The sequence below is a fragment of the Phyllobacterium sp. UNC302MFCol5.2 genome, from assembly GCF_000686005.1.
GTDB lineage: Bacteria > Pseudomonadota > Alphaproteobacteria > Rhizobiales > Rhizobiaceae > Phyllobacterium > Phyllobacterium pellucidum.
Map to the genome: position 1 here is coordinate 291415 of NZ_JMLL01000013.1, position 24044 is coordinate 315458.

The 24044-nt window shown below is 59.1% G+C and carries 17 protein-coding genes; 12 read left to right on the plus strand and 5 right to left on the minus strand.

Annotation, left to right across the window (positions count from 1 at the left end):
• The first annotated feature begins 61 nt into the window (after positions 1-61).
• From pyrH to lpxB, 11 genes are all read left to right on the plus strand, one after another.
• Positions 62-781 carry a UMP kinase gene (gene pyrH / locus BR48_RS0118115; RefSeq protein WP_027232605.1) on the plus strand — a complete coding sequence of 240 codons (720 nt, stop codon included), beginning with the start codon at positions 62-64 and terminating at the stop codon, positions 779-781.
• A gap of 47 nt (positions 782-828) precedes the next feature.
• The gene (gene frr, locus BR48_RS0118120; RefSeq protein WP_027232606.1) at positions 829-1389 is read left to right on the plus strand and encodes a ribosome recycling factor; all 561 of its coding nucleotides are present in this window, start codon (positions 829-831) and stop codon (positions 1387-1389) included.
• Between the two features lie 41 nt (positions 1390-1430).
• Positions 1431-2156, plus strand: coding sequence for an isoprenyl transferase (locus BR48_RS0118125; protein WP_081815939.1), 726 nt, complete (start codon positions 1431-1433; stop codon positions 2154-2156).
• Positions 2153-2980, plus strand: coding sequence for a phosphatidate cytidylyltransferase (locus BR48_RS0118130; RefSeq protein WP_027232608.1), 828 nt, complete (start codon positions 2153-2155; stop codon positions 2978-2980). The genes BR48_RS0118125 and BR48_RS0118130 overlap by 4 nt, the downstream gene beginning before the upstream one ends.
• A gap of 69 nt (positions 2981-3049) precedes the next feature.
• Positions 3050-4180 carry an RIP metalloprotease RseP gene (gene rseP, locus BR48_RS0118135; RefSeq protein WP_027232609.1) on the plus strand — a complete coding sequence of 377 codons (1131 nt, stop codon included), beginning with the start codon at positions 3050-3052 and terminating at the stop codon, positions 4178-4180.
• 230 nt (positions 4181-4410) lie between these two features.
• Positions 4411-6786, plus strand: a complete 2376-nt coding sequence (bamA, locus tag BR48_RS0118140; RefSeq protein WP_027232610.1) for an outer membrane protein assembly factor BamA — start codon at positions 4411-4413, stop codon at positions 6784-6786.
• A 52-nt stretch (positions 6787-6838) separates the two neighbouring features.
• On the plus strand, positions 6839-7894 hold the full coding sequence (gene lpxD / locus BR48_RS0118145; protein ID WP_027232611.1) for a UDP-3-O-(3-hydroxymyristoyl)glucosamine N-acyltransferase: 1056 nt from the start codon (positions 6839-6841) through the stop codon (positions 7892-7894).
• Positions 7887-8372 carry a 3-hydroxyacyl-ACP dehydratase FabZ gene (gene fabZ / locus BR48_RS0118150; protein ID WP_027232612.1) on the plus strand — a complete coding sequence of 162 codons (486 nt, stop codon included), beginning with the start codon at positions 7887-7889 and terminating at the stop codon, positions 8370-8372. Before lpxD ends, fabZ begins: the two co-directional genes overlap by 8 nt.
• On the plus strand, positions 8372-9205 hold the full coding sequence (lpxA, locus tag BR48_RS0118155; protein ID WP_027232613.1) for an acyl-ACP--UDP-N-acetylglucosamine O-acyltransferase: 834 nt from the start codon (positions 8372-8374) through the stop codon (positions 9203-9205). The genes fabZ and lpxA overlap by 1 nt, the downstream gene beginning before the upstream one ends.
• Positions 9189-10076 carry a UDP-2,3-diacylglucosamine diphosphatase LpxI gene (gene lpxI / locus BR48_RS0118160; protein ID WP_027232614.1) on the plus strand — a complete coding sequence of 296 codons (888 nt, stop codon included), beginning with the start codon at positions 9189-9191 and terminating at the stop codon, positions 10074-10076. Before lpxA ends, lpxI begins: the two co-directional genes overlap by 17 nt.
• On the plus strand, positions 10066-11241 hold the full coding sequence (gene lpxB / locus BR48_RS0118165; RefSeq protein ID WP_027232615.1) for a lipid-A-disaccharide synthase: 1176 nt from the start codon (positions 10066-10068) through the stop codon (positions 11239-11241). The genes lpxI and lpxB overlap by 11 nt, the downstream gene beginning before the upstream one ends.
• A gap of 63 nt (positions 11242-11304) precedes the next feature.
• On the opposite strand, the gene gltA is transcribed toward lpxB, so the two are convergent.
• Positions 11305-12597, minus strand: a complete 1293-nt coding sequence (gene gltA / locus BR48_RS0118170) for a citrate synthase (RefSeq protein ID WP_027232616.1) — start codon at positions 12595-12597, stop codon at positions 11305-11307.
• A gap of 149 nt (positions 12598-12746) precedes the next feature.
• A complete protein-coding gene (gene gltX, locus BR48_RS0118175) occupies positions 12747-14171 on the minus strand; it encodes a glutamate--tRNA ligase (RefSeq protein ID WP_027232617.1) in 1425 nt (474 codons plus the stop codon).
• Positions 14172-14428: 257 nt separating this feature from the next.
• Here gltX and BR48_RS24915 point away from each other — a divergent pair, with 257 nt between their 5' ends.
• Positions 14429-16732 (plus strand): ComEC/Rec2 family competence protein, encoded by a 2304-nt coding sequence (locus BR48_RS24915; RefSeq protein WP_051615165.1) that lies wholly within the window; start codon positions 14429-14431, stop codon positions 16730-16732.
• Here BR48_RS24915 and lexA read toward each other — a convergent pair.
• The 3 genes from lexA to BR48_RS0118195 form a co-directional block, all read right to left on the minus strand.
• On the minus strand, positions 16726-17445 hold the full coding sequence (gene lexA / locus BR48_RS0118185; protein ID WP_027232618.1) for a transcriptional repressor LexA: 720 nt from the start codon (positions 17443-17445) through the stop codon (positions 16726-16728). The two genes, BR48_RS24915 and lexA, sit on opposite strands and share 7 nt — an antisense overlap.
• A 165-nt stretch (positions 17446-17610) precedes the next feature.
• On the minus strand, positions 17611-21354 hold the full coding sequence (locus tag BR48_RS24920) for a hypothetical protein (RefSeq protein ID WP_051615167.1): 3744 nt from the start codon (positions 21352-21354) through the stop codon (positions 17611-17613).
• 71 nt (positions 21355-21425) lie between these two features.
• Positions 21426-24044: CARDB domain-containing protein (locus BR48_RS0118195; RefSeq protein WP_027232619.1), on the minus strand; the 2619-nt coding region annotated here is incomplete at its 5' end.

A 24044-nucleotide genomic window follows, 5' to 3' on the forward strand; every position in this document is an offset into this window, starting at 1 on the left:
CGCGATGCCCTTCGTGTATCCGAACTCTGCTAAAAACTTGCAACAACTCCAAGGAGGTCCCATGGCTGGCACGGCTGTCTACAAACGCGTTCTGCTGAAGGCCTCCGGGGAAGCTCTGATGGGCGACCAGGGGTTTGGAATTGATGTGGCAGTGGCCGATCGCATTGCCAGCGACATTGCCGAAGCGCGCGCACTCGGCGTGCAGGTCGGCGTCGTCATCGGCGGCGGCAATATCTTCCGCGGCGTGGCCGTTGCCTCAAAGGGTGGCGACCGTGTTACCGGCGACCACATGGGCATGCTGGCAACTGTCATCAACTCGCTCGCATTGCGCACGTCCCTGGCGAAGCTTGGGATCGATACCGTCGTTCTATCGGCTGTAGCAATGCCAGAACTCTGCGAGACCTTTTCCCAACGTCAGGCCACGGCCTATATGGACATGGGGAAAGTCGTGATTTTTGCCGGCGGCACGGGCAATCCCTTTTTCACCACGGATTCGGCCGCGGCGCTCCGTGCAGCGGAAATCGGTGCCGACGCCTTGTTCAAGGGCACCCAGGTCGATGGAATTTACTCCGCCGATCCCAAGAAGGATCCGCACGCGGTTCGGTTTGACCACCTTACCCACAAAGATGTGCTTGATCGCGGCCTTGCAGTGATGGATACCACTGCTGTTGCTCTTGCACGCGAGAACAATATCCCAATAATCGTCTATTCAATCCACGAGAAGGGTGGATTTGCGGAAATCCTGCAGGGTAGAGGACGCGCAACCGTCGTATCGGACTAGTTGATCGTATCTGCCGGGCCTTTCGCCGAGAATAAGGAGCAGTGACTATGAGTGACGCACTCGATCTAAATGACCTGAAACGTCGCATGGACGGAGCCATCCAGGCATTGAGGCATGATCTAAACGGTCTGCGCACAGGTCGTGCCTCCGCAAGTCTTCTCGAACCGATCACCGTCGATGCCTATGGCTCGATGATGCCGCTGAATCAGGTTGCCAACATTACGGTACCGGAATCGCGCATGTTGTCGGTGTCGGTGTGGGACAAATCCATGGTCGGCAAGGTGGAGCGCGCAATTCGCGATGCAGGGCTCGGTCTCAATCCGATAACCGACGGCAACAACCTTCGTATTCCACTGCCGGAGCTCAACGAGCAGCGCCGCAAGGAACTGGTCAAGATCGCCCATCAGTATGTCGAGCATTCCAAGGTTGCAGCGCGCCATGTCCGCCGCGACGGCATGGACGAGTTGAAGAAGCTCGAAAAAGATGGTGCGATCAGTCAGGACGACAATCGCGTCCTGTCGGAAAAAGTTCAGAAGCTGACCGACGAGACCATCGCAGAAATGGACAAGGTAGTTGCAGCCAAAGAAGCGGAAATCATGCAGGTCTAATATCTCGCAAGAGATGTGCTCGATCCGCTAACTGGAGGTCAATGCCTATGTCCATCCCACGCCACATTGCCATCATCATGGATGGAAATGGCCGTTGGGCAAAGGCGAGGGGTCTGCCCCGTACGGCAGGCCACAAGGCTGGCGTCGAGACGCTGCGCGAAACCATCCGGGCCGCCGGCAAGATGGGCATCCCGTTCATGACGCTGTTTGCCTTCTCGTCGGAAAACTGGTCGCGGCCGCGTTCCGAGGTTTCCGACCTGATGGGCTTGCTCAAGCTCTTCATCAGGCGCGATCTGGCCGATCTGCACCGTGAGAACGTCCGGGTGCGTATCATTGGTGAACGCGAAGGGCTGGGGAAAGACATTCGCGCGCTCCTGACCGAAGCCGAGACGCTGACGGACGCAAATACCGGTCTCACGCTCGTCATCGCCTTCAATTATGGCTCGCGCAACGAGATTGCCCGTGCGGTTCAACGGTTGGTAGCCGACGTCTCTGCCGGGGTTCTTGCCGCGGATGCGGTAACGCCGGAGGCGATCACAGCGCGCCTGGATACGGCCGGCATCCCGGATCCCGACGTGATTATCCGCACGAGCGGCGAAATGCGCCTTTCGAATTTTCTGCTCTGGCAGGCCGCCTATTCCGAGTTCGTCTTCCTTCCCTGCTATTGGCCGGATTTCCGCCCGTCGAATCTCGCCGAGGCGATTGAGACATTCCAGATGCGCGAACGGCGCTTTGGCGGCGTGACAGCCCAGGACATCGCTCTGTGACTTTCTTCGGAAGCGGCCTTTCCAACCTGCAAAAACGCATCATTAGCGCGATTGTCCTGATTATCATCGCCGTGGCGATGACCTGGATGGGCGGATTCGCCTTCGGTCTCCTGGCCTCGGCAATCGGCATCAGCGTCTTCTATGAATGGCAGCTCATCATTGCGAACCGATCGACTCCTTTGACGCGGGGGCTGGCATGGGGTGGCCTCCTGCTGCTCGTGGTCGTGCTGCTTTTTGCACGGGATACGTTCGTGATGATGGTCATCCTGTTCGGCGGTGCCTTCATCATCGCCGCTGTCGGTCGACGGGAGACCGGCTACTGGCCGGCGGCGGGTCTCCTCTATGCGGGGCTGCCTTGCATCGCGCTTACCTTGCTGCGCGGCGATACGGGCGATGGCTTTGCCGCCATTCTTTTCCTGTTTGCGGTGGTCTGGGCGACCGACATATTTGCCTATTTCAATGGGAAGGCGCTCGGCGGTCCCAAACTTGCCCCGCGGTTTTCACCGAACAAGACCTGGGCGGGTGCCATTGGTGGTGCGGCTGCCGGTGTCGCCGCCGGCGTTGCCTGCGCGGCATTCATCGGTCCTGCCGGCGGCGTGCCAATTCCGCTCATCGCACTGCTCCTGTCCGTGGTCGCCCAGATAGGCGATCTTGGGGAATCGTGGATGAAGCGAAAGTTCGGCGTCAAGGATTCGAGCCGCCTCATACCTGGTCACGGTGGCGTGATGGACCGGGTCGACGGGCTTGTCGCTGCGGCAGCATTACTATACGTCATCGGGGCAGTTCTGGTGTCGCCGGAAACGCCCTACGACATACTTTTCTAGACGGCTGAACTTTGAGGCCCGATACGGGCCGTGCCAATGTGTTGCAGCCCGGAGGATACATAGACGGACATGCTGCACACCCTTTTTGGCACACAAAGCGTACTGATCGGCACCATCCTGCCATTCCTGATAGTTTTGACGGTCGTCGTCTTCGTCCATGAAATGGGGCACTATCTGGTCGGTCGTTGGTGCGGAATCGGCGTCAAGGCTTTCTCTGTCGGCTTCGGACCGGAGCTCATCGGATTCAACGACCGCAAGGGAACGCGCTGGAAACTCTGCGCCATTCCCCTTGGCGGTTATGTCAAATTCGCCGGTGACGAAGGGGTAACGAGTTCGCTCGCAGCGCCTGCCGTTGCGATGAGCGCCGAGGAGCGCGCCGTTTCCTTTCATACGCAGCCCGTATGGAAGCGTGCTGCGACCGTCTTTGCCGGACCCGCGTTCAATATCCTGCTCACCATTGCGATTTTCTCCGTCTTTTTTGCCCTCTACGGCAAGATGGTAGCCGATCCGATGGTTGCGGAAGTGCGGCCGGGAGGTCCGGCAGCCATTGCAGGATTTCAGCCTGGCGACCGGTTTGTCAGCGTCGATGGCGACAAGGTTGAAACCTTTGCCGATGTTCAGCGCATCGTTTCCTCGCGCGGCGGCGATTCGCTTGATTTCGTCGTCGAACGCAACGGACAGGATGTAAAGCTGACGGCGACGCCCGAATTGACTGAACAAAAGGACCCGCTTGGGAACACTGTCAAAATCGCAGTGATCGGCGTCGTCAACAACCAGGAACTCGGCAACTTCCGGCGCATTGAGTACGGCCCGGTCGAATCAGTCGTGCAGGCCGTGCGGGAAAGCGGCTTCATCATGGCCCGCACCGGGCAGTTCTTCGGCCGATTCTTCGCCGGACGCGAGGATAAATGCCAGCTCGGTGGCCCTGTGAAGATCGCAACAATGGCGGGGCAGGCGGCAAGCCAGGGAGTGGACTGGCTTATACAGCTGACAGCGATGCTGTCGATCGGAATTGGCCTCCTCAATCTTTTCCCGTTGCCGCCGCTCGATGGCGGGCATCTTGTCTTCTACGCCGCCGAGGCAGTCATCGGCAGGCCCGTGAAACCAGCCGTTCAGGAGCTGTTCTTCCGCTTTGGCTTCTTTCTTGTGCTTGGTTTCATGGGATTCGTCATCTTCAACGATCTCTTCGCCTGCCGGTGACAAAGATTAAACATTGATGAAAATTAGAGGCTTGGGCTGGCAAATGGACATGATCTGTTTACTATAAGCCCTTATTGGCGTGGCAGGGATGCCACGCTTTCGCGTGAAGTAAACAGATTTTAACCGTAAGCCTTGCGTGTATGTAAAAACCGGTTATGACGGTGTGCGAGTAAGTGCTTAGTCCGGGATCTCGCCCGGGGACAACGAGAAAACGAAGGTTCATAAGGCCTATGGCGGCAAGTTCAAGATTTGTTGGTGCAGCGTCGGCGCTCGCCATATCAGCGGCGCTGGTAAGTTCTGGTGCAATCGTGACCACGGTTGCAGGCGTAACAGTCGCGCAGGCAGCAACAGTTAGCCGCATTGAAGTGCGTGGTAATGCTCGTGTCGACGCCCAGACGGTGCGCGACAATCTCGGCATTACCCCAGGCAAGCCTTTCACCAACGCTGATATCGATGAGGCCACCAAGCGTCTGTTTGCGACCGGCCTGTTTAGCGATGTACGCATCAGCCAGGCAGGCGGCGCGCTTATCGTGCAAGTGTCCGAGCATCAGGTTGTCAACCAGGTGATTTTCCAGGGCAACAAGAAGATCAAGGACCCGCAGTTGCAGAATGCCGTTCAGTTGAAGCCGCGCGCTTCGTTCGATCAGGCAACGCTTGATGCTGATGTGGAAGCCGTCCGCGCTGCCTATCGCAATGTCGGCCGCAGCGACGCGACCGTCAACGCCCGCACGATGGATCTCGGCGAAGGACGTGTTAACGTCGTTTTCGAGATCAACGAAGGCGATCGCACCAAGATCACTGCAATCAATTTTGTCGGCAACCAGGCATTCGGCGACCGTCGCCTCAGCGACGTGATCTCGACCAAGCGTTCCAATCCGCTATCCTGGCTGACCCGCAACGACGTCTATAGTGAAGACCGCCTGCGCGCCGACGAAGAAGCGCTGCGCCGCTTCTACTACAACCGCGGCTATGCGGATTTCCGCGTCGTGTCGTCGACTGCCGATCTTGATCCGGCGACGAACGATTATACCATCACCATCACGGTTGAAGAGGGTGAGAAGTACACATTCGGCCCGATCCAGATCGAAAGCTCCGTTGAAGGTGTCGATACCTCGCAGCTCAATGGTCTCGTGAAGACGCGCGAAGGCGATACCTACAGCGCCAAGGATGTCGAAGATTCGATCATTAAGGTTTCGGAGCGCGTTGCCGGTCAGGGCTATGCCTTCGCCAAGGTTGAGCCGCGCGGCGACCGCAACTTCGAGAATCACACGATTTCGGTTACCTATGCCATCGATCAGGGCCCGCGCGCCTATGTCGAGCGCATCGAAATCCGCGGCAACGAAAAGACGCGTGACTTCGTCATTCGCCGCGAATTCGATGTCAGCGAAGGCGATGCCTTCAATCAGGTTCTCATCCAGCGCGCCAAGCGCCGGCTCGAAGCCCTTGATTTCTTCACCACCGTCAACATTTCGACCGCTCCCGGTTCGCAGCCGGATCAGGTCATACTTGTTGTGGACGTCGTCGAGAAATCGACCGGTGAATTCTCGATCGGTGGTGGTTATACGACCGGCGGCGAAAATCCCGGCCCGACGGTGGAAGGCTCGATCACCGAGCGCAACTTCCTTGGCCGCGGCCAGTATATCCGTATTGCGGCCGGTGCCGGTCTCGACAACAATCGTTCCTACTCGCTGTCGTTCACGGAACCATACTTCCTCGGTCAACGCATTGCGGCAGGTTTCGACATCTACAAGCGTCAGTCCGGCGTTAGCGACAAGTATGAAACAGATGTGACCGGTGGCACGATCCGTTTTGGTCTGCCGATCTCGGAGGCACTGGTTGCAGGCGTTGCCTATAACCTGTCGCGTGAAGAATACACGATCGACGACGAGGCGATGATCCCGGGTACGAACATCCCGGATCCGACAGAAATTTCGCAGGCGTTCATCGATGCGGCTGAAGAGAGCCCGTGGATCAAGTCCTCCGTAAGCTGGTCGTTGACCTACAACACCATCGACGACACCAAGAACCCGCATGACGGTATCTATGCGAAGTTCAATCAGGAATATGCTGGTCTCGGCGGCGACGCCAACTTCCTGAAGTCGACCTTCAAGGGCCAGTACTACAAGACCTTGTCGGATGAAATGGACATTGTCGGCCTCCTCGGTGTCGGTGCTGGCTATATTGCCGGCTTCGGCGACGAAGATCTGCGCGTGTTCGACTTGTTCAAGAACAATTCGGAAATGATCCGCGGCTTCAAATATGCCGGTATCGGTCCTCGCGATACCACCGTTACCGATTCGAAGGGCAGCTTCCTCGGCGGCACGACTTACTTCAATGCTTCGGCGGAAGCGCAGTTCCCGATGCCCGTGATACCGGAAAGCCTCGGCATCCGTGGCGCGGTCTTCGCGGATGCGGCAACGCTCTATGGTAACGACCTTCCGGAAGCGCAGGGTACCACTGGTTCCGAATGGCGCGCATCGCTTGGCGCCAGCATCATGTGGGCCTCGCCCTTCGGCCCGCTGCGCTTCGACTATGCGGTCCCGGTCAAGAAGGTTGACGGCGATCAGGAGCAGAACTTCAACTTCGGCATGTCGAGCAAATTCTGATAGATTGCTGACCTCCCGGGGGACAAACTTCCCCGGGGGAGAAAGTTAGTCGATGGCCGATCCGATCTTTTATGAGCCACTCAAGAATGTGACTATTGGTCAGATCGCTGGTCTGACCAATGGCGTACTTGTGGATGGCTCATTAGCCAATCGCCTTGTGAAGCGTTTGGCTTCCATCACGGAATCTGGGCCTGATGCGCTTGTTTTCGTCGAAAGCAAGAAACATGCGCACAATCTCGCGGGATTGAAGGCGGCGGGAATCCTCTGCACTGATGAGATCAAGGGCAGTGTCCCGAAGAACGTCGCTGTCATTGTGACGCGGCATCCCCAACAGGATTTTGCTGCGATTGGCCGTGCGCTCTACCCGAATGCCGTCACAGCGCATTTGTGGAGTGGCCAGACAGGTATCTCCGAGCACGCAATCGTCGATCCGTCCGCTGAAATCGAAGACAATGTAACGATCGAGCCCGGCGCGATTATCGGCAGTAATGTATCGATCGGGTCGGGCACGGTGATTGCGGCAAACGTGGTTATCGGCAATGGCTGCAAGATCGGCCGCGATTGCTACGTGGCACCAAATTCGTCCATCCAGTATGCGTTTCTTGGCAATCGCGTGCTGCTGCATCCTGGCGTGCGTATCGGACAGGATGGCTTCGGTTATGTCGCCGGCAGGGCAGGACTTGAAAAGATGCCGCAGCTTGGCCGCGTCATTATCCAGGACAATGTAGAGATTGGCGCGAATACCACGGTAGACCGGGGGGCACTAGCGGATACGGTCATCGGCGAAGGCACTAAAATCGACAATCTGGTGCAGATTGCCCACAATGTACGCATCGGCCGTCATTGTGTTATAGCCGCACAATGTGGCATTTCCGGCAGCGTTGAACTCGGCGATATGACGAGGCTTGGAGGAAGCGTCGGCATTGCTGATCACGTCAACATTGGATCGCGCGTCGAGATTGCGGCGGCGAGCGGCGTGATGAATGATATTCCGGATGGCGAGAGATGGGCCGGCGCGCCCGCCCAGCCATTCAAGCAGTGGTTTCGTGAAATCGCCAGCGTTCGTGCGATGACGAGGACCAAGAAGGAGAGCGGTTCAGATGAGTGACAATGTGAAGGTGGACAGTCTCGGCGTTGCCGACATCCAGAAGGTTCTTGCGAACCTGCCGCATCGTTATCCATTTCTGCTGATCGATCGCATCGTCGATATCGATCGCGACGTTTCGGCCACGGGTATCAAGAATGTGTCGATCAACGAACCACATTTTGCCGGACACTTTCCTGAACTGCCGATCATGCCTGGTGTTTTGATCATCGAAGCCATGGCACAGACAGCCGGCGCAATCGTGCTATTCCATAATGGCAGCGGCAAGCCGGGCAAGGTCTTCTTCATGACCATCGACAATGCCAAGTTCAGAAAGCCGGTCGTTCCGGGCGACCAGTTGAAACTGCGCGTCACCAAGCTCAAGCAGCGGGGCAACATCCATAAATATGGATGCATCGCCGAGGTTGACGGTTTCAAGGTGGCGGAAGCCGAAGTCGCCGCCATGGTCAGTTTCCCTGATGAAGATGAGACCGGCGCCTGATGTCCTTGTCCATTATTCACCCGACCTCGATCATCGAGCCGGGCGCAGTCATTGGTGAGAGGGTTTCGATCGGCCCGTTCTGCCATGTGGGTCCCGATGCCGTTATCGGCGATGATGTCGAACTCCTGAGCCATGTGGTCATCATGGGCCCGACCACGCTGGGGAATGGCGCGAAGGTCTATCCGAACGCCGTACTCGGCGGCGAGCCGCAGAACACCAAGCATAAGGGTGGTCGCACGACCCTCGTCATCGGCAAGAACTGCGTCATCCGCGAAGGCGTCACCATGCACCGCGGCACAGACGGGAGCCGCGGCATAACCACGGTCGGCGATAACTGCATGTTCCTGGCCTATGCGCATGTGGCGCATGATTGCATCATCGGCGACGACGTGACTTTTTCCAACAATGTCATGATAGGCGGCCATGTCACCATCGGCAATAATGTGATTATCGGCGGCGGCGCGGGGATTCATCAGTTTGTGCGCGTTGGCCACCATGCCTTCATCGGCGGGCTTGCGGCGCTGGCGAGCGATCTCGTGCCCTATGGAATGGCAATAGGCAACCACGCCTATCTTGGTGGACTGAACATCATTGGCATGAAGCGGTCTGGCATGGCCCGTCCGGAGATTCACAAGCTCCGTCACGCCGTGCGCATGCTATTCGATCGTACGAAGTCGATCAGGGCGAGGGCAGACGACGTTCGCGCTGCCTATCCGGATTCGCCGGCTGTCGCGGACCTGATCGACTTCATCACCACTGATACCAAGCGCGCTTACTGCACGCCGCCGCTCGATTCCGCTATCGAGATCAGTGACAGTGACGACAACAGCTAAAGTTCCGCCCGCGATTTCAGGCAGGACAGCCATCGTCGCTGGCAATGGCCAACTGCCTCTGGCCGTGGCGGAGAGCCTACGAAAACAAGGCGCCGATCCGTTGATGATCGCCATCAAGGGCGAAGCGGAGCCTTCGATCTATCAGGGAAAGCACGCCGAGATTTCCATCGTCGAACTCGGCGGCCTCGTCAAAATCCTGAAGGCCGAAGGCATCGCGAACGTGGTGCTGGCGGGAGGCGTTCGTCACCGCCCGGAATTTCGCCATGCCCTGCGCCCGGGCAACGGCAACCTTGTGGCCCTTTACCGTTTCCTGCGCGCGTTCCGGCTTGGCGACGATGGGCTACTGCGCGCCGTTATCGCAACCATCGAATCCTATGGATTTCGGGTTGTGGGCGCCCATGAGATCGTTCCTGATATTCTAACGCCTGAGCCATCGACGCTCACGCGTAAACAGCCGGATCAGGACAGCATCGCCAATATGCAGGCCGCTCGGCGGGCTGCCGCCGCCATCGGTGCGCTTGATATCGGCCAGGGGGCCGTTGCGGTGGGTGGCCGCGTGGTTGCGCTCGAGGGGGTCGAAGGCACCGACGCGATGCTGCAGCGCGTCGCCGAGCTGCGTCTGGCGAAACGCATACACAGCACGGGAGGCGTGCTCGTCAAATGCGCCAAACCGCAGCAGGAGGTGCGGGCGGATCTTCCGGCGATCGGCATCAGCACCATTGAGAATGCTGCAAAGGCCGGCCTCAAGGGCATCGCCATCGAGAGCGGGCGTACGTTGATCCTCGGCTACGAGGAAACGATAAAGGCCGCCAATGAGGCCGGCCTGTTTGTCGAGACATTTGTCCAGGAGACGCGCACCGATGCCAGCTGAAAAACCGCTGCGCCTCGCGATCGTCACAGGCGAAGAATCCGGTGATCTGCTCGGTGCCGATCTCGTCGAGGCGCTGCGTCGCAGCTTCCCCGGCGACGTGCCCCTGACAGGCGTTGGCGGCGAGCATCTTGCGGCGCTCGGTCTCGACAGCCTGTTCGACCAGCATGAAATCGCCCTTGTAGGCTTGAGTGCCATCGTCAAGAAGCTGCCGCAACTCATCCGGCGCATATCTCAACTTGCCAATGCGATTGTCGCCGCCAAACCCGATTGCCTGGTGATCATCGACAGCCCCGACTTCACCCATCGTGTGGCGCGCAAGGTGAGGGCCGCCGACCCTTCGATCCCTATCGTCAACTACATAAGCCCCTCGGTCTGGGCCTGGCGGCCGGAACGGGCCAAGGCGATGCGATCCTATATCGACCATGTGCTTGCAATCCTGCCTTTCGAAGTGGAGGCCTTGAAGGATCTTGACGGTCCGCCTGCGACCTATGTCGGCCATCGGCTCGTTTCGCACGCGCCGCTTCTTGAAGCTGCGCGGCAGAACCGCTCGCGCGAAGCGCAGCTTGGCGAACGCACCGAAAAGAATCTCGTTGTCTTGCCGGGATCGCGCCGGTCCGAGGTAACGAGCCTTACAGAGCCGTTTGGAGAAGCCATCGAACTTCTCGCCAAACGCGGCAACCGGATCAAGGTAACGCTGCCCACTTTGCCGAAGATCGAGCCGCTGGTCAGGGAGCTTACAGCGGGGTGGAAAATCCAGCCTGACATAGTCGTCGGTGAGGCACAGCGTCTGCATGCTTTTGCGGCCGCCGATGCCGCGCTTGCGGCGTCCGGCACCGTGTCGCTTGAGCTTGCGCTCGCCCGCATCCCGACCGTTCTCTCTTACCGGCCGGACTGGCTCGCGCGCACCTTTCTGGCACCGCGCATTACCATCTGGAGCGCGGCTCTCCCGAACATCATCGCAGATGCGCCGGTCGTGCCGGAGTATTTCAACGTGTTCGTTCGGGCTGGATCTCTGGCCCGCCAGCTCGAACAATTGCTGGTTCCCGGCCATCGCCGCAGCGCCCAGCTCGAAAGTTTCGACAAGATTGCCAGCCTGATGCAGACTGAGCGCCCGTCCGGTGAAATCGCAGCGCAAAAAGTGCTCGAGCTGGCAAAGCGCAATTAGAAATCCCGCCAGCAAAAAAGGGCGCCAAACGGCGCCCCTTGTTTCATTACGTGTGCAGGCAGATTACTTGCGATTCTCGACGCTGACATAGTCGCGCTGTGTCGCACCGGTGTAGAGCTGGCGCGGACGACCGATCTTCTGGTGCGGGTCCTCGATCATTTCTTTCCACTGGGCGATCCAGCCAACCGTACGTGCCACAGCGAAGAGCACGGTGAACATGGTGGTGGGGAAGCCGAGAGCCTTCAAGGTGATACCCGAATAGAAGTCGACATTCGGATACAGCTTCTTTTCGATGAAATACTCATCTGTTAGCGCGATCTTCTCGAGCTCCATGGCAACGTCGAGCAGCGGATCGTCCTTGATGCCGAGTTCGCCAAGCACTTCCTTGGTGGTCTGCTGCATGATTTTCGCGCGCGGATCATAGTTCTTGTAGACCCGGTGGCCAAATCCCATCAGGCGGAACGGATCGTTCTTGTCCTTGGCGCGGGCGATAAACTCCGGAATGCGGTCGACCGAGCCGATTTCGCCCAGCATGTTGAGTGCGGCTTCGTTGGCGCCGCCATGGGCAGGACCCCACAGGCAGGCGATGCCTGCTGCGATACACGCAAACGGGTTTGCGCCGGAAGAGCCTGCGAGGCGCACGGTCGACGTCGACGCGTTTTGCTCATGATCCGCATGAAGAATGAAGATCCGGTCCATCGCGCGTGCAAGCACTGGATTTGGCACATAGTCTTCACAGGGCACGGCAAAGCACATGTGCAGGAAGTTCGTCGCGAAATCGAGGTTGTTGCGCGGATAAACGAATGGCTGGCCGATGTGGTACTTGTAGGCCATGGCAGCGAGGGTCGGGATCTTGGCGATCATGCGGATCGAGGCGACCATGCGCTGATGCGGATCGGAAATATCGGTCGAGTCGTGGTAGAATGCGGACAGCGCGCCGACGCAGCCGACCATGACGGCCATGGGATGCGCGTCGCGGCGGAAACCACTGAAGAAACGCGACATCTGCTCGTGCACCATCGTGTGATGGGTTACGCGATAGTCGAAATCGGCCTTCTGGCTCTTCGTCGGCAGTTCGCCGTAAAGCAGCAGATAGCAGGCTTCGAGAAAATCGCCATGCTCGGCCAGTTGCTCGATAGGATAGCCGCGGTGCAGCAGGATGCCTTCATCGCCGTCGATATAGGTTATCTGCGACTCGCAGGACGCCGTGGACGTGAAACCGGGATCATAGGTAAACGCGCCCGTGTTCTTGTAGAGTGTCCCAATGTCCACGACATCCGGTCCAATGGTCCCCTTGCGCACGGGCATTGAGAACTGGTGACCATTTAGATCGATGTTGACGTTGTTTTCAGACATTGCCGTTCCTTTCTTGCTTCAGCTTGCGCTGATCCAGCGCAAAAGCACTTGCCTCAAGCGAGGCCGTAGATCGTGAATTCCTCAGGCACGACACCGTACTCAAACGGCGCGATGTTGCAATGCAAAAATGCGCCTGAAGGACGCACTTCTCATCCTTTTACCTGGTCCTTGATCCGGCCGAGGGATTCGTCCCTTCCGAGCACCTCAAGCACGTCAAAAACACCCGGCGACGTTGCTCTTCCTGTCAATGCGGCACGCAGCGGCTGGGCCACTTTGCCGAGTTTGAGCCCGGTTTTTTCGGCATAGACACGCACTGCGGCATCGAGCGCGGACGCCGTCCAGTCATCGACCGCAGCAAGCTCGGGCAAGACGCCGGCCAGCACGCTCAAGCCTTCGTAATTCAGCAATGCCGCTGCCTTGTCGTCGAGCGTCAGCGGACGTTCAACGAAAAGGTATTTCGCGCTGTCAGCGAGTTCGACAAGCGTCTTTGCACGCTCCTTGAGGCCTGGCATGGCCGCCACGAGCTGTTGCCTGGTCGTATCGTTGAGCCGGTTGAGAATTGCTTCGCCGCCCTCCATCTCGGGCAGGATGGCGATCATGGCTTCGACCAACGCGGTATCGTCAGTGATGCGCATATAATGGCCGTTAATTGCCTCGAGCTTCTGGAAATCGAAGCGGGAGGCGCCCCGATTAATGTCCGATATCTCGAACCACTCGATCATCTGTGCGTCCGACATGATCTCGTCGTCGCCGTGGCTCCAACCCAGGCGGACGAGATAATTGCGCAGTGCGGCGGGCAGGTAGCCCATTGCGCGATACGCCTCGACCCCGAGCGCACCGTGGCGCTTCGAAAGCTTGGCGCCATCCGCGCCGTGAATGAGTGGAATATGGCCCATAACCGGTACATCCCAACCCATGGCGTTGTAAATGACGGTCTGACGCGCTGCGTTGGTCAGGTGGTCGTCACCGCGAATGATATGCGTAACGCCCATGTCGTGGTCGTCAACGACTACAGCATGCATATAGGTAGGCGTGCCATCGGAGCGCAAGATGATGAAATCGTCGAGATCCTTGTTCGGGAAACGTACGTCGCCCTGCACCTGATCGTGCACGACAGTCTCGCCTTCCTGCGGCGCCTTGACCCGAATGACCGGCTTGATGCCCTCAGGTGCTTCCTTGGGATCGCGGTCGCGCCAGCGTCCGTCATAACGCGGCGGCCGGCCTTCGGCGCGGGCTTTCTCGCGCATTTCTTCAAGCTCGGCCGGCGATGCGTAGCAATAATAGGCTTTGCCCTTGGCAACAAGTTCCTCGGCGACCTCGCGGTGGCGACCGGCGCGGGCGTATTGGGATACAGCCTCGCCATCCCAATCGAGGCCGAGCCAGGTCAAGCCGTCGAGGATGGCGGTTACCGCCGCCGCCGACGAACGTTCGCGATCCGTATCCTCGATCCGCAGCAGCATCTTGCCGCCCGTATGCTTTGCATAGAGCCAGTTGAACAGTGCCGTGCGGGCACCGCCAATGTGGAGGTAGCCGGTAGGGGATGGGGCAAAACGTGTAACGACAGGGGACGACATGGGAGCTCCAGGGACGCGTCGCGCTATCAGACGAACGTCCAATCGAATTGATCTGGCGTTCATGTAGCATAGCGCCGCTGAGGTGCAAGGGTATTGGTGCTTGGGGGCAAATGGAGGAGCCGCAGACCAGATCAAAAATCGATGAGCGGCTATTCTTTTTCAGTGCTCACGACACTGGTTACGCCGTTGCGACCTATCCAGAGACAAAAACGGGCGTTCTGGGGCGGGAGACTGATCCCTCTGCGGATCGGCGACCCATGGCGATTGCCATGGCGGCGACAAGGCGCGCCTTCGTCGCGGCGCCAACGCTTTTTAGCCAGGAGATCGAGCGCGGCACGCTGTTTCTGTTTCTTCCGGTGTGTTGCGGCATCGGCGCCATCGTCTATTTCGGCGCATCGGCGGAGCCGAGACTGAGCGCTATTTTGTTCGGGATGACCCTGCTTGTCGGGCTGATGCAGCTCGCACATTCCCGTCCGAGGACCAGACTGGCGCTCGCCTTTGCGGTTGCCGTTGTCGCGGGAATGGTCGCCGGCAAGCTCGAAACCATGCGTGCGGATACGAGGATGCTGGGGTCGGACATTACCACCCGTTTGACCGGACGCGTTGTGGCCATGGCCAGAGATGCAAGAGGCGGGTGGCGCGTCACCCTCGATATTGTTGCAACCGAGCGGCCGACGCTCCGCTATTCGCCGCAACGGGTTGTCGTGTCGGCGCGATCCGTGCCGGCAGGAATGAAAATTGGCGCGGGACTGCAGGGCCTCGTTCACCTGCGTCCGCAGCGAGGTCCGGTACGGCCCGGCAATTACGATTTTGCGTTCAATAATTACTATAAGGGCGTAGGCGCAAATGGGTTTTTCCTTGGCAAACCTCAACTGGCCGCAACGCCGGTCGATGAGGCGATTGCGTCTCAAGCCTGGCAGACGGTCGCCAATATCCGCCAGCAACTTACGCAGCGTGTGCTTTCCCGCATCAAGGGGGAACCCGGCGATATTGCGGCTTCGCTGATTACCGGCCAGCGCGACGGCATCAGCGAGGCGACGAATGACGCAATGCGACTGAGCGGGCTTTCGCACATTCTTTCAATTTCCGGATTTCACATGGCGCTGGTGGCCGGCATCATCGTCGGCTCGCTTCGCGCCAGCATGGCCCTCTTTCCCGGCTTTGCAGCCCGCTATCCAATGAAAAAACTGGCGGCATTCGTCGCCCTTGCCGGTTCCGGTTTCTATCTCCTGCTCTCCGGCGCCGACGTAGCGGCACAGCGCAGTTTCGTGATGCTGGCGGTGATGCTCATTGCCATGATGGCCGATCGCGCGGCAATCTCCATGCGCAATCTCGCCATCGGCGCTTTGATCGCGATAGCGCTGCTTCCGCATGAAATTCTCGGACCGAGTTTCCAGATGTCATATTCGGCGACAGGCGCGCTCATTGCATATTACGGCTGGAGATCGCGCCGAAAGAACAGGTCAAACCGAACGAAAGGCGAGGGATTGCTTCTGCGTTTGTCGATGATGGCGGCAAGCCATGTCGGCGCTATCGCCATGACTTCGTTGGTTGCCGGGACGGCGAGCTCGATCTTCGCCGCATACCATTTCAACAACACAGCGCCGCTTGGGCTTGTGGGCAACGCGCTGGCGCTGCCCGTTGTCTCGATCTTTGTGATGCCGTTTGCGGTGCTTGCTGTTCTTGCGATGCCATTTGATCTCGATTGGCTGCCGTTTGCTGTCATGGAACGCGGCATCGAATGGGTCATTGCGATCGCGAAGATGGTCAGCGCGCATTCGCCAAGCGGCAATTTCGGATCAATGCCGCAAACGAGCCTGCTTTTGATGACCGCGGGGCTGGTCCTGCTCATGTTGCTGACAACGCGGCTGCGGCTCGTTGGATTTGCAGTAATGGCATTGGCCATAGTGCCGCTCCGCTCTGCACGTCCGCCGGATATAGTGATTGCCGAAGAAGGCAAACTCGTTGCCTTGAGTGCACCTGATGACGCGCTGGCGGTGAACCGCGCAACAGCAAGCCGGTTCACCCTCGATAACTGGCAGCAGGGGTACGGCGCAATTCAAGTGCTAACGCCGGCAAAGAATGGCTCATCGCCGGCCGATGGACAATTTGAGTGCGCCGACGGCGTGTGCCTGGCGAGGGAAGCCGGCGGCCTGATCGTCGCCTATACGGACGATCCGACCAAAAAATCAACGGCTTGTGCCGAGGGCGATATCGTCGTCCTTGCCTTTACCGGTCCCACAGCAACCTGCGAGCCGGGGGACGTTCTTGTAATTACGGCGCAGGACCTGGCGCTACGCGGTTCCGCAGAAATCAGGTTCGGCGACAACAAGGTCGATCCACCGTCCGGCCTTGATGCGGCTGCATTTGCTGTAGAACAACTGCAGGCACGCCTCCAGTCTGCAAACATTATCTACGCCGTGGGCTCCCCTCAGCGCCCATGGAACGCCTATCGGGCTTTTTCCCGCACCGCCCGCAATCTTGCGGAGCAAAAACCGCAACGGCGTGCCGCAAAGACCAAGCCACCGGCAGACGATCAGGAAAACCCGACACGTCAGTAACGGCGGATCAAACCGACCAGCTTGCCCTGCACGCGCACCCGATCCGGCCCGAATATGCGCGTCTCATAGGCCGGATTGGCGGCTTCGAGAGCAATCGATGCCCCTTTGCGCCGAAAGCGCTTCAAGGTTGCCTCTTCGTCATCGACAAGCGCAACCACGATTTCACCGGGATTGGCGGTGTCGCCGCGCCGGATGACGACCGTATCGCCGTCGAAGATGCCCGCCTCGATCATTGAATCGCCCTTGACCTCCAGCGCATAATGCTCCCCGCTGCCGATCATGTCCGGCGGCAGGCCGATCATATGCGTCTGATTCTGGATGGCCGATATTGGCACACCGGCCGCGATCCGGCCCATGACGGGTATGTTGACGATCGTCGGCGCACCCTCATCATCCGAAGCGCGTGGCTGCGGGCGGGGGGGGGCGACATTGCGGCCGAGGCTGCCCTCGATCACGCTTGGCGAAAATTTCTTTTGCGCATTGAGACCAGGCGCAATTGAATCCGGCAGGCGCAGGACTTCCAGCGCCCGCGCACGGTTAGCAAGCCGTCGAATGAAACCTCGTTCCTCGAGCGCTGTTATCAGCCGATGTATCCCTGATTTGGACGCAAGGTCCAATGCATCCTTCATCTCGTCGAAGGATGGAGGGATGCCGGTTTCCTTAAGACGCTCATGGATAAAGAGCAGAAGTTCGTGTTGTTTACGCGTGAGCATCGGCGATCCTTCGAAACGGAATCGGAAAAACAAAACCAGAACAAACACTATCTGTTCCAGTTGTGTTCCACAAGTATTAATATGTCGTGTAGAAAGAGTGCGCCGATATCCAAATAGCGCATCTGGCCCGTTGCCGGCACCTGCGCGATGAACAACGCCGATGCGTCAGTACTTGCCGACGACGTTGAAGAACACACCGCGGTCGTTGAGCGTCAGGTCGCGCAGATCGTCGGAGAAATTCCCGAAATTATAGCCGACGCCGACCTTGAAGTTGTCACCGACGTGGCGATAAACGGCGGTGAGCACGCCAAGATCTGTCGTATCCGCCTCGGCCATGTACATAACCCGCCCTTCCAGCAAGGCGTCCCATTTCTTGACGATATGAAAATCGGTTCGAACAATGCCAAGATGCGCCGAGGAAGTCTGCCAATCGGAGAATGCGTCGAGATCGTCCTGAAGCCGCTCGCGCACTTCGCCGTAGCGGAAGCCATATTTCGCGCCGACGGACAGCCAGGGAACGAGATCGTAGGTCAAATCGGCGGAAAGAATGTTGCTGCGCTGTGCCGGCCCGTATTCGTCGCCAGTCACCGCGCTGACCTGATCCTCGCCCGGAAGATCGTAAAGCCAGGTGTATTTGAAAAGGGCGTTCAGCCGGTCATTCGTGATTGGACGGTAGGCATAGCCGAGCGAGGCTTCGACATAGTCGCCATCCCTGAACGAACCATCACCGTTCGAGTCCGAGAGTACTGAATCGATATTGGCGAGCAGCCGCCAGTTGTCGTTCGTTTTCCAGCTGAATCCGGTTGCGAAGAGGTAGGTGTTGAGATCGCGGGTATCATCGTCGGAATCTTCAAAACGCGTCTCACCGCGAATGCGCGCGGCAATGCGATCCTCATCCTTGTAGCCGACCGACAGGGAGATCGCCTTGCGGTCGAAATCGGAGCGTTCGAGATTTGTCGAGGGATCGATCGTATCGTCTTCGACTGTGCCGATCTCCAGCCCGCCATCGACCGTCCATCTGGTATCGGGCGTGTAGACGACACCGTAGGTTTGAGCGAGCGAATTGCGCCTCCCGAACAGGTCGTAATTGTTCTCAGCATAGGTCGACCAATAGTCGTCAAGCTTGCGGCGCGCGCCGATGACGATCGCGCCGTAATCAGTCCCGTCGAGATCGTAGGTTCGGTCAAGGTCGAAAGCGCGATCGGGGTCGAGGCGGTAGCCGAGATAGTAACTATCCTCCGCTGTCGGCTCATAGGTGACGGCGGCGAGGGCGCCGAGCCCGGTCGCGCCATAGGATACTTCGCCGTTTAGCCCGATCTTTTCGGTGAGCTGATATTCGGCGCCGACGCCAAGACGGTCGCCGCGCTCGATGTCGCCGGATCGCGACAAAGTTCCTTGTCCGAAGCCGTAATAGGTATGTTCGGCATCGGGTGCATATTCGAGACGAGCGCCGGCATCGAGCCGCGACCCGTCATAGCCGGACTTGTTCGAAGCTGTTGCGAGCGGATTACTGAGTTCGAGATAGGTGACGCCGAAAGAGGCTTTCCAGTATTCGTTCAGTTGCTTGCTGATTGCGGCAGCGCCCTTACGCTTGGACCTGCCGCCGACCGCCTGATCGTAGAAATCATTAGTCGCTTCACCTTCCTTGAAATCGTCATAGGTAAGATCGAGGCTCGAATCTTTCGTGATATCGATATCTGCCGCTAGTCCCCAGATCCGCTGATCCGCCGCAACCTGTTCCGAAAGGGTGGAGAAGCCCGCGTCCTTTTCCTGGTAGTACCCGCCGAGCGTGCCCTTCATGCCGCTCTTGCTGATGTCTTCCAGGTCGAGCTGCGCCCGTGTGCGCCACGCCGTGGCCAGGCGGCCGCGCGTGCCCGTGGTCTGCACGTCGCTCAGGGTCAGCCCGCCATCGGTGGAGCGGGACGTGCCGAAGCCCGGTCCATCGGACCGCGATATTTCGCCTTCGATGAAGGTCGTATCGGAATGGCGGACCTTGATGTCGGCGCCATAGGCCTTCTGGTTGGCGAGGCCCGTATTTTCGTTCATGCCGGTGATGCCGACCCGAACCTTGTCGTCGAACCATTGCTGCGCCCGTCCGCCATAGGCGTAGCCGTCAAGGTCGCCGGCGATGGGCGTGTATTCGTATTGCGATACTAGATAGAGCTTGTTCCCGCCAAGCGCGCCTTCGCGCACCGGGCCCGTCGTGCCGGTCGAAGAGGAAAGCGGCCGCTTCAGGATCAGCATGCCCTGCAGGTAATCGAACGAATAGTCTTCGCCATAGCGCAAGGTGCGCCGCTCGATGATCTGTCCTGTTGTCGAATCGCGGACTTCCACCGTCACGGTTTCGGAGCCGATCGTTATGTCCTGCCTGCGCATGAAATAGGCGGATCCGCCGGTGCCGAGAAATTCGTCGCGTTGCGGCAGCGTATCCGGTTGCGCCGCATAGAGCGTCACCTCGCTGTTGCGCTCTCCGAACGGTGTCGTCTTCTCCGAGCGATAGGCAGCGCTCGCGCCGTAGAGCGCTCGGTCCGAGCGCATGAACTCCGTGCCCTGGATGATCGCCTTATAGCTCCCCCACAGGACCTGGCTATCGCCGCGCTCGAGCCGCACGTAAAATTTGCCCTTGGTCGGAGCGTCATCGATCGCCGTCGAATCGTCACCATAGATCGGGTAATAGTCGTTCGGATCCAGCCGCCGCAGCAATTGCCGCGGATCCTTGGCATCGAGCCCACGGAACATATGATCGAGACTGTCTTCTCCGGTGTCGGCCGAGGCGGTAAGAAGGTATTTGCCCTTGATCTTGCCTTTCACGTAAAAGGCGAGGCGACCCTTCGTATAAATGTCGTCATATTCGCCCGGCCGCACGCTCTCAATATGATCGCTGCCGCTATTCTTGCCGACGGTGAGGTCGGCCAGCGCGACATAGAACCAGTCATTATTGGGGATGTTGATCTGCCGCCGAAAGTCGAGGGCGCTGCCCTTCGAGCCGACGACAGTCACGTGCACATCATGATCGCCGGGCGGCAAAATGCGCTGCATGACGAAGGAACGTTCGCGATCGACGGGGATCCTATCGTCGAGCGCCTGCACGCCGTAACCGTCGGGAACGTTGCGGCCATAGACGGTGACTGCGCCGCCACGAACCGGGATGTTCCGTAATCCAGTATTGTCCTCGGTCATGCCCGGCGCGACCGCATTCTCCTCTTCTCGTGGCAGGTCGCGATCCATGCGGCGGAGCGGGCGCGGCAACGTCTCGTCATAGCGGTTGTCGGCATCATAGACTCGCAGCACGTATTTGAAGCGCTGGTCGTCATTCTCGGTTGGCGGCATGGTCCAGCCGGCCTCGCCGTTGACCGAAACCGGAATAACTGCGAGCGGCTTGTCCGTGAGTTGCTTGTCATCCTCGAACACGCGAATTTCGGAACGCTGGATGAAAGCGGGGTAGTTGCTGGTCGCGAGGAAGTGGATCGTCTCGCCCGTCCGATACGCTGTGCGCACCGGCGTCGTCGAAACATTCAGGACCGGACGCGCGTCCAGCCCATCGAACTTGACCTGGATATCGACCGCACTGAGCCCATGTTTTGGCGTGGCTTTGTCAGATCCACCCCCAATTGCGGCGTGCGTTTGTGCGTTGGTCTCCTTGGCCACGATCCCGGGCTGCTGTTCATTACTTTTGACGACGGTCTCACCCTCGACGCTGATCGCAAAAGGAATTTCCCCAGGATTATCCGATGGGGATCGGGTCTCAGGTAATGTGACGCGGGAGCCTTTGGCTGCTCGCACGTTTTGCACGGTCCCGGCAGCGCAATCGGTCTTTATGCAGGTGCTTGCCTGTGCTGGCGGCGCTTCTTCCTGGGCCTCGGCTCGAAACGCCGTGAGATGCACCAGGAGAACGGTACAACCCGCCATGAGCGACCGCGCTTTACGCGATGCAACTGCATTATATTGAGGCCGGGTTGACACTTGAAAGCGGTCTTGGCTCATTGACCCGCCTCCACCCGCGCTTCGATATTGAGCGCGTACCCGCCTCCGGCGGCTTTCCATCGCTTGGCGATGGCGTCCTCGATCGCCTCCATGCGTTTGGTGGCAAGGTCCCCGGAACGCGTCGGGTAGCTGATCCGCAACGTTGCCTCCTGCTGCTTCAGCATCTCGATTAGCGCATCCAGACCCTTGTCCCATCGCGGCTTCAGCGTCGTGAGAGCAGGTTCGAAGGCTTCGTCCTTGAGATCGAGCCGCACGACGCGGCCTTGCGCCGCGCCGAAGTTGAGCTTCGACATCTTGCCGGCGGTGAGACGGATCACCCGCGGGTTCTCGGTGGTCAGGTGGTAGCCGGCAGGCAGGGTGCGCGTATCAAGCTTCATGATGAAGTTGGAGCCGATACGCGCATCCGGAAGATCAGCGCAGGCAACGTGGAAGCGCCCAAATTCGTCGGTAGTCACCAGCAAGCCGCGCACGGTTGCAATACGCACGCCGGGCAGGCCCGGCTCGCCGTCGTTCGGGTAGCCATCGCTGTTAAGGTCGTCGAACACGCGGCCGATGAGATCGCCGCAATCGAAGACCGGTTCGACCATGATCTCGACGGCGGCGCTGGCCTCCGGGGCAAGCCTTTTGCCACTTGAACCGAGCGCTTGCGCCTTGTTGACGTGCTTGCCCGGCCCGGCCGTACTCAGCGCCAGCATTTGCAGGCGAATGACCGCATCGCCCTTCGGACCAAGCGTCAGATTGTCAAAACGAAGGTTGGAACCGTCAATGCGCGGTTCGACGGCTTTGCCATTGAGCGTCGCCGATCCGTCGACATAGCGGAAGCCTGCGGGGAGGCGGTCAAGAACCGTCAAGCCTGCGACGTTGCTGGTGTTCTTGTTGGTGACCTTGATTGTGAACGGCGCCTTCTCGCCGCGGCGTATCTGCCGCAGGCCGGCCTGTTTGGTGATCGTTACGGAAGAGGCTTGGGCCGCCGGCAATTCGAGAACTGCCGTCGCCTCCGCCGAATCGACGACGGTGATCTTGCCTTGCCCCGGATTGGTGTAGGCAAAACCGCGCCCGGCATTGCTTTCTGGAGCTTGTGGCCGCGTATAGGTGCCTTCGGCTTTGGCCTTGTTGACAATCCCGTTAGCGATACCTGCAGCCGCATCGATATCGGACTGCGCCAGCGTGTAGGTCGCCTCGAACACCTGCGTCTGCTTCGGCGCAATGGCAGTCGGCCCCGGCACAACCGCGCTGAGTTTGTTGGCGGCAGGCTGCTTGTTGAACGTTGGGCCCTGATCGGTTGGAATGACGTCGTTGACGACGACATTGCCGGTATTGGTAACCTCGAAACGATAGGTGATCGATTCGCCGGCGTCGTATAAGCCGCTGCCATCGGTATCGTTGAGCTTCGCGGTTTTGACCAACGCGATCGTGGCGCTCTGCTCGATCGGTGTCCGCACTTCGCTCGCCGTGCTTGTTACAGTCGCCGTCGTCGGCGATCCTGCAACCGTCGCTGTGGCGGTCGCTGTGTTGGCAACCCCGCCAGCATCGATATCGGCTTGCGTCAGCGTGTAGCGCGCCGTGAAAGTGCTTGTGTCTTCCGCCCCCGGCGCCAGCGAGGCGAGGGGTCCGCCACTGACTGCGACATTGGGCAGATCGTCGCCGATCGTGATATTGTTGAGCGTGACGTTGCCGGTATTTCTAACGGTGAAGAAATAGGTGATCGTTGCCCCGGCGGCATTGCCGGATGGCGGGCTGGCGGTCTTTACGAGTTCGAGCGCCGCGCCCTGGCTAAGAGTGGTCGTGACCGTGCTTGCGTCGCTCGTCGCGACCTTGCCCTCAGGCATTGTACCTGAAGCTGTCGCCGTGTTTTCGACCTTGCCGGCATCGATATCGGCCTGAGTAAGCGTGTAGAGTGCCGTAAACGTTGTCGAATCGGTCGCTCCCGGTGCGAGCGAAGCGATGGGGGCCCCGCTCACGACGGCCCCATGCAGCGCATCTGTGAGCTTGACGTCGGTGAGCGTGACGTTGCCGGTGTTCTTGACGGTGAAGCTGTAAGCAATAGTAGCGCCGACGCTATTGCCCGACGGCGGGCCTGCGGTCTTTATGAGTTCGAGCGTCGCGCCCTGGCTAATGGTCGTCGTGACCGTGCTTGCATTGCTCGACGTGACCTTGCCGTCTGGCATCGCGCCTGAAGCTGTCGCTGTGTTATCGACCTTGCCGGCATCGATATCGGCCTGAGTAAGCGTGTAGAGTGCCGTAAACGTTGTCGAATCGGTCGCTCCCGGTGCGAGCGAAGCGATGGGGGCCCCGCTCACGACGGCCCCATGCAGCGCATCTGTGAGCTTGACGTCGGTGAGCGTGACGTTGCCGGTGTTTTTGACGGTGAAGCTGTAGGCAATTGTTGCCCCGGCGGCATTGCCGGATGGCGGGCTGGCGGACTTTATGAGTTCGAGCGTCGCGCCCTGGCTAAGTGTGGTCGTGACCGTGCTTGCATTGCTCGACGTGACCTTGCCCTCAGGCATTGTACCTGAAGCTGTCGCTGTATTATCAACCTTGCCGGCATCAATGTCGGCCTGTTTGAGCGTATAGAGTGCGGTGAAGGTCGTGTCGTCGAAAGCCCCGGGGGCAAG

What these genes read in the sequence shown, in the direction of transcription:
- pyrH (WP_027232605.1), top strand. Translation starts at nt 62, where the DNA reads ATGGCTGGCACGGCTGTCTACAAACGCGTTCTGCTGAAGGCCTCCGGG.
- frr (WP_027232606.1), top strand. Translation starts at nt 829, where the DNA reads ATGAGTGACGCACTCGATCTAAATGACCTGAAACGTCGCATGGACGGA.
- BR48_RS0118125 (WP_081815939.1), top strand. Translation starts at nt 1,431, where the DNA reads ATGCCTATGTCCATCCCACGCCACATTGCCATCATCATGGATGGAAAT.
- rseP (WP_027232609.1), top strand. Translation starts at nt 3,050, where the DNA reads ATGCTGCACACCCTTTTTGGCACACAAAGCGTACTGATCGGCACCATC.
- bamA (WP_027232610.1), top strand. Translation starts at nt 4,411, where the DNA reads ATGGCGGCAAGTTCAAGATTTGTTGGTGCAGCGTCGGCGCTCGCCATA.
- lpxD (WP_027232611.1), top strand. Translation starts at nt 6,839, where the DNA reads ATGGCCGATCCGATCTTTTATGAGCCACTCAAGAATGTGACTATTGGT.
- fabZ (WP_027232612.1), top strand. Translation starts at nt 7,887, where the DNA reads ATGAGTGACAATGTGAAGGTGGACAGTCTCGGCGTTGCCGACATCCAG.
- lpxA (WP_027232613.1), top strand. Translation starts at nt 8,372, where the DNA reads ATGTCCTTGTCCATTATTCACCCGACCTCGATCATCGAGCCGGGCGCA.
- lpxB (WP_027232615.1), top strand. Translation starts at nt 10,066, where the DNA reads ATGCCAGCTGAAAAACCGCTGCGCCTCGCGATCGTCACAGGCGAAGAA.
- gltA (WP_027232616.1), bottom strand. Translation starts at nt 12,597, where the DNA reads ATGTCTGAAAACAACGTCAACATCGATCTAAATGGTCACCAGTTCTCA.
- gltX (WP_027232617.1), bottom strand. Translation starts at nt 14,171, where the DNA reads ATGTCGTCCCCTGTCGTTACACGTTTTGCCCCATCCCCTACCGGCTAC.
- BR48_RS24915 (WP_051615165.1), top strand. Translation starts at nt 14,429, where the DNA reads ATGGCGATTGCCATGGCGGCGACAAGGCGCGCCTTCGTCGCGGCGCCA.
- lexA (WP_027232618.1), bottom strand. Translation starts at nt 17,445, where the DNA reads ATGCTCACGCGTAAACAACACGAACTTCTGCTCTTTATCCATGAGCGT.
- BR48_RS24920 (WP_051615167.1), bottom strand. Translation starts at nt 21,354, where the DNA reads ATGGCGGGTTGTACCGTTCTCCTGGTGCATCTCACGGCGTTTCGAGCC.